5 protein-coding genes are annotated in these 6090 nt (G+C 53.6%); 1 reads left to right on the forward strand and 4 read right to left on the reverse strand.

Annotation, left to right across the window (positions count from 1 at the left end; all coding sequences use genetic code 11):
- From IK012_RS10715 to IK012_RS10730, 4 genes are all read right to left on the reverse strand, one after another.
- Positions 1–1102: V-type ATP synthase subunit B (locus tag IK012_RS10715; RefSeq protein ID WP_290954239.1), on the reverse strand; the 1102-nt coding region annotated here is incomplete at its 3' end.
- Complete coding sequence (locus tag IK012_RS10720) at positions 1095–2852, reverse strand: V-type ATP synthase subunit A (RefSeq protein WP_290954242.1); 1758 nt, start codon at positions 2850–2852, stop codon at positions 1095–1097. The genes IK012_RS10715 and IK012_RS10720, both read right to left, overlap by 8 nt.
- Positions 2853–2869: 17 nt before the next feature.
- The gene (locus IK012_RS10725) at positions 2870–3418 is read right to left on the reverse strand and encodes a DUF2764 family protein (RefSeq protein WP_290954245.1); all 549 of its coding nucleotides are present in this window, start codon (positions 3416–3418) and stop codon (positions 2870–2872) included.
- Positions 3419–3424: 6 nt separating this feature from the next.
- Entirely contained in the window at positions 3425–4027 is a 603-nt protein-coding gene (locus tag IK012_RS10730) for an ATPase (protein ID WP_290954248.1), read from the reverse strand.
- 317 nt (positions 4028–4344) lie between these two features.
- Here IK012_RS10730 and IK012_RS10735 point away from each other — a divergent pair, with 317 nt between their 5' ends.
- Complete coding sequence (locus IK012_RS10735) at positions 4345–5520, forward strand: FISUMP domain-containing protein (protein ID WP_290954251.1); 1176 nt, start codon at positions 4345–4347, stop codon at positions 5518–5520.
- The last annotated feature ends 570 nt before the right edge of the window (positions 5521–6090 follow it).

Genomic DNA, 6090 nt, shown 5'->3' on the forward strand with positions numbered 1-6090 from the left:
CCATGGACTGCTTTTCCAAAGTTTCCTTGTAGCTTGCGTACAGCTGGATCATGGTGTTCATGATGGTACGGTGGTCGCTACGGGTCTTGCCGTTCACCTGCTGTTTCAAGCGGCTCAAAGAACCGAACGGTTCGATACGGCCCTTACGCAGGTAGAACTGACCTTCGGTAATGTAACCGGTGTTGTCCGGAACCGGGTGGGTCACGTCGTCACCAGGCATGGTCGTCACAGCCAAAATGGTGATGGAGCCCGAACCTTCGAAGTCCACAGCCTTTTCGTAACGGCTAGCAAGCTGAGAGTAAAGGTCGCCAGGATAACCACGGTTCGACGGAATCTGTTCCATCGTAATAGCGATTTCCTTCATGGCGTCTGCAAAGTTCGTCATGTCGGTGAGAAGCACGAGCACGTTCTTGCCTTCGGTAGCAAACTTTTCAGCCACAGCGAGGGAAGCATCCGGCACGAGCAAGCATTCCACAATGGGGTCAGAAGCGGTGTGCATGAACATCACCGTACGGCTAAGGGCACCGTTCTTTTCGAGGAAGTCCTTCAGGTACAGGTAGTCGTCGTGCTTCAGGCCCATGCCGCCGAGGATAATCACGTCCACTTCGGCCTGCAAGGCAATGCGGGCCAGGAGTTCGTTGTAAGGTTCACCGGCGATAGAGAAAATCGGGAGTTTCTGCGAAACCACAAGCGTGTTGAACACGTCGATCATCGGGATACCCGTACGCACCATCGTCTTCGGGATGATACGCTTGGCAGGGTTCACGGAAGGGCCGCCGATAGTAATGCGTTCGCCGTCCACTTCAGGGCCGTTGTCGCGGGGCTTGCCGGCACCGTTAAACACGCGGCCAAGCAAGGCTTCGCTGTACGGGACCTTCATCGGTTCGCCAAGGAAGCGCACTTCGGAGTCGGTGGAAATACCGCGGGCACCTGCGAACACCTGCAAGTCCACCATGTCGCCGTCAATACGGATCACGCGGGCAAGGGATGTTCCGAACGAGCTTGTCACCTGGGCAAGTTCCTGGTTTGCTACACCTTCGGCACGGAGCGTAATCACGGAACCGGCGATGCGTTCAATACGATGGTATGCCACATTATGCATTAGCGGAAACCTCCTTCACGGAAGCGAAAATACTTTGTTCAAGGTCCTTGAATTCCTGGGAATCGAACTTGACGCGGTTCCAGTCCTTCGTCGATTGAGTGAGCTTGAGGAAGAACGTACGTGCGACATCCTTCTCGCTGAACTTCATCGGGGTCTTGAGGATAGTGTAAACCTTGTCGAACACGTACTTCTGGCGTTCGGCGGAGCAGGCGGCGTCGATTTCGTTGTAGGCGTCCTGCTGCAGGTAAACGGAGTCCAGGTATTCGGACTTCAGGTAAATCACGAAGTCGTCAATCGAGGTACCTTCTTCGCCCACCACCTTCATCATGTTGTTCACGTCCACGCCGTTTGCGAGGATGTGACGGGCTTCGGCCACCTTCTTGCTGTCGATGATGCCTTCGTACTTGGACCAAGAATCCAACGGGTGGATAGCCGGGAAACGGCGCTGGTCGGAACGTTCACGGGAAAGGCCGAGGAACGCGCCCACCACCTTCAAGGTAGCCTGGGTCACCGGTTCTTCGAAGTTACCACCTGCAGGCGACACGGAACCGCAAATCGTCACGGAACCGGTAGAGCCGTCCTTGAGGCGAACCACGCCACCGCGTTCATAGAAGGCGGCAATCACGGATTCGAGGTAGGCCGGGAAGGCTTCTTCGCCCGGAATTTCTTCCAGACGGCCGCTCATTTCACGCAGAGCCTGAGCCCAACGAGAGGTAGAGTCAGCCAACAGGAGCACGTTCAGGCCCATCTGGCGGTAGTATTCGGCGAGAGTCACGCCCGTGTACACGGAAGCTTCACGAGCAGCCACCGGCATCGAAGACGTGTTACAAATAATCAGCGTACGTTCCATGAGGGACTTGCCGGTACGCGGGTCAATCAGTTCAGGGAATTCGCGAAGGGTTTCCACCACTTCACCTGCACGTTCACCGCAAGCGGCCAAGATCACGATATCCACGTCGGCGTAGCGGCTCATGAGCTGCTGGAGCACGGTCTTACCGGCACCGAAGGGGCCCGGCGTACAGAACGTACCGCCCTGCATCACGGGGAAGAACGTATCGATAATGCGCTGTTGCATGGTCAGAGGCTTGGAGGGACGGAGGCGTTCTTCGAAGGCCTTGATCGGCATCTTCACCGGCCAGGTCTGCACCATGGTCACATCCTGGGTTTCACCCTTGTCATTCTTGAGTTTGGCGACCACTTCTTCGACAGTGCGTTCGCCAGCGGCAGCAACCGATTCCACGGTCCACTTGCCAAGCAGGCGGAACGGCACCATAATGCGATGCGTAAACACGCCTTCGGGAACGGTGCCGAGCGTATCGCCCGCAACCACCACATCGCCCACCTTCGCGACCGGGGTAAATGCCCACTTCTTGTCGCGGGGGAGTGCCTTCAAATACTTACCGCGCTGCAGGAAAAAGCCGCATTCTTCGGCAAGCTTCGGGAGCGGGTTCTGCAGACCGTCAAAGACCTGGGTCAAGAGGCCGGGGCCAAGTTCTACGGACAAAAGTTCGCCGGTGAATTCCACCTCATCACCCGTCTTGAGCCCCGTGGTGTCTTCGAACACCTGGAGTTCGGCGTAGTCACCGCGAATACGGATGACTTCGCTCTTAAGGGGGATAACTTCGGACTTGCCGTCCTTGTTTTTCTGGATAAGCTTGGCATACGCCACTTCGTTCTGGGACACGGCGGTTTCGAACTTGACGCGAATCAAGTTACCGTTAACGCCTGTGATTTTTCCGATACTAGCCATTGAAAATGGACCTCCGGTCATTCCTGCGCTGCCTGTGCGGCAAAGGCAGGATCGTTTGCATTAATAACATTCAACACGGCAGCGTCACCCGCACTTTCGGAGAGGCGCGCCCAACGTTCACAAATCATAAGCTTAATCGCATAAGCGTAGACATGCTTGACTGTCCCCTCGCCTACACCGGCCAGGGAATCTACAAGCCAGAAACGGGCCTTGTCGATATCCTGCTCTTTTTCCATAGGATTCGACTTGGCAAACGCGTCCTGAATCATCTTGGCGAAAGTGACGTCGTAGCCCGGGAAGGAGCGTTCAGTAAAACGCACATCGGGCCCCCACGCGCTGGCGCGGAGCCTCCCGGAAACGTTCTTCATCTGTATTTCGTGGGCCTGGTAAGCGGCCACGAACTCGTCGTCACATTCTTCGCCAGCAAGGAGCGCATCCAGGGCTACAAGCTCGGATGCGTCCAGTACGCCAATACAGCGGTGGCGGAACTCTTCCATGGTGAGCGGCGGGACATCGCCCAGCTCGATCATCGGAAGAGAGGCCATCAAGTAAGAAGGACTGCTCATCGGTTCCTACTTCGCCTGTGCTGCAGCGTTTACCACTTTAGCAAGTTGCGGACGGAGGAGGGCCGAAAGAGCGTCGGCCATGGCAGCCTCTGTAAATTCGTGGGTGACCTTGCCGCCGTCGAGCTTGACACGGAAACCGAACTTGACGCCCTTGTCGCTTTCGACCTTGACGCCGGCCTTGAGCTTCTTGGCGAATTCGCCCGTCACGAAGGAGGTAAGCTTGTTCACGTCGGCTTCGGAGAAGTCGACTTCGATGTCGGAAGAGTAATTCTTGGCGAGAGTCAGGAGCATGGACTTCACGGTGGCTTCGTCGAGAGACTTTTCCACTTCGAGGTTCAAAAGGTCCATAATCATCTTTTCGAGGTTCTTGCCCACAGAGAGCAGCAAGTCGCGTGCAGCCTGTTCAAGCGTGCGTTCACTACGTTCTGTAAATGCTTCTGCGTCCTTATCGGCCTTTTCCAGCTTGGCGCTCGCCTCGGCCTCGGCAGCCTTTATAATTTCAGCGGCCTTTTCCTTGGCCTTGGCTATGATCGCCGCGGCGTCGTTTTCTGCTTTATCGACGGCATCTTTCTGGATGCGTTCCATAAGGTATTGCAAGTCTTCTGCCATATATATCTCCAATTACGGTTCCTGGACCGGACTACATGACAAAAAACGCTCCTGTGAGCCCTAATCCAGAAAATTTCGTTAGTAATATACAAGTAATTTTTTGCAAAAGTTCAAAAAGAAGGCAAATTTTTAGAAAAAAATTGATAAATATGATGTTCTTGGGGATAAAACGCACAGTCGTTTGTAAAATTGAATTTACTCGATGGCCGGACCCGCCACCGAGCGGATTGCAATACCTTTAATATACAGAAGCCTATTTGGTTATATTTAGGAGGGAATTGGAAGGTCTGCTGTTAGACCGGCCCTTTGGAGGACATATGAAGAAGTTTGGACTTTTGTCGTCGTTAAAAGGCGTTGGGCACATCGGTATGGTGTTCTTTATCGCAAGTATCTTTCTCTTGGCCGCCTGTGATGATGAGAGCAGTTTTGCCCCGCGCGACGACGAGTCGTCCAGCAGTATCGAAGACGTCACACCGCAGTCGAGCGAAGACGAGACAAGTGTGTCCAGTAGCTCTGCCAAGTATTCTTCTTCAGTCAACGCGAAGTCGAGCTCTAGTGCGAAGTCCAGCAGCAGTGTGAAGTCTTCCTCGAGCGTCGCGTCTAGCAGTTCCGCGAAGTCCTCTTCTAGCGTCACGCCGAAGTCGAGTTCTAGTGCGAAGTCCAGCAGCAGTGCGAAGTCTTCCTCGAGCGCCGCGTCTAGCAGTTCCGCGAAGTCCTCTTCGAGCGTCACACCGCAGTCGAGCTCTAGTGCGAAGTCTTCTTCGAGCGTCGTGTTGAGCAGCAGCGAGTACGTGCCGTTTGACCATTCGAATACACTGGCTGGAGCTTGGCGTATTGGGGAAAACCGCTACAGTACGTTTACTGACCCGCGCAACGGCCGCAGCTACTACTACATCACGATTTACTCGGAATATAAGGGATATTCAGTGACCGTGATGGCCGAGAACCTGAATATCGGTGATATGGTGCTCGGCGAAAACGATCAGAATGACGACACCAAGATAGAGCGCTATTGCTATAATAACGATACCACCAAGTGCGACGAGTTCGGTGGCCTTTACCAGTGGGCCGAGATGATGCAGTTGCCGAGCCGCTGCAATACCGAGAGTTGCGCTGAACTTATTCAGGAAAATCACCAAGGAATCTGCCCTGATGGCTGGAGGCTGTTTACCTACGATGATTATTGTGTCGTGATGGGGTATGATGATCCGAATAATGACGGAGTCAAGGGGTTGCGTTCCACATATGGGTTCAGCGGAACGAATACCAGCGGATTCTCCCTGACTGGTGCGGGAGCAAGAACTATTGAGGGGGGGGTTGATTTCCTTAAAAAAAGTGTCTTCTGGTTCTACCCGCGAGAACATGATTATGATAAGACTGTATACTCAACAGTGGGTTACGTGTCAGCCACAAACAACCGTGCGCCCCAATCTGATGATGGAGAGTTGAAAACCGCCGGCTTCTCCGTCCGCTGTACTAAACAAGAAGAATAATCAAAATTTTTGAAAATAATTACAACGCACCCTGAGGTGCGCTGTAGTTGTTTTACCCTAAACGGAATTTTTCAGAAATTCCACACGAAAAGTTTTAACTAAAAAGGCGAAAATCATGTCCAAGAACGTCAAGTCCAACAACAAGAACACCAAGAAATCCGCTTCGAAACGTTCCCGAGATAAACACTCCTTTTCCAGAGCCCCTCTCGTGTTTCTTTGCGGAGAGAGGGCGTTTTGCCGTGAGCCACAAGCGCCTCGTATTAACGAGGCGTGGTGGCGAGAGTGAGCGCGAACCAAAGCGCATTACCAGAGCGTAGCGCGAACGGTCGCATTCGCAAACAATGGAACGAAGTGATTTTGTTTGCGTGCGAAATGGACCTCGTAGCAAACATACTAAAAAAAGGTTCTGGTTAGAACAGGTGATCCCGGCACAAGGCCGGGATGACATTCAGGTAAGGAGCGGCGACTCCCCTGGAACGAGTCCGGGGCAGGCTCAACAAGGCCGGGGTGACAGGCTCCGGAAAGAACAATCCGATGCTGACCTTCGTCAGCATGACATCTGGCATGACA

The sequence above is a fragment of the Fibrobacter sp. genome (assembly GCF_017551775.1).
Taxonomy (GTDB): Bacteria; Fibrobacterota; Fibrobacteria; order Fibrobacterales; family Fibrobacteraceae; genus Fibrobacter.

Coding starts and splice junctions, on each gene's coding strand:
- IK012_RS10735 (WP_290954251.1), top strand. CDS start 4,345: ATGAAGAAGTTTGGACTTTTGTCGTCGTTAAAAGGCGTTGGGCACATC.
- IK012_RS10720 (WP_290954242.1), bottom strand. CDS start 2,852: ATGGCTAGTATCGGAAAAATCACAGGCGTTAACGGTAACTTGATTCGC.
- IK012_RS10725 (WP_290954245.1), bottom strand. CDS start 3,418: ATGAGCAGTCCTTCTTACTTGATGGCCTCTCTTCCGATGATCGAGCTG.
- IK012_RS10730 (WP_290954248.1), bottom strand. CDS start 4,027: ATGGCAGAAGACTTGCAATACCTTATGGAACGCATCCAGAAAGATGCC.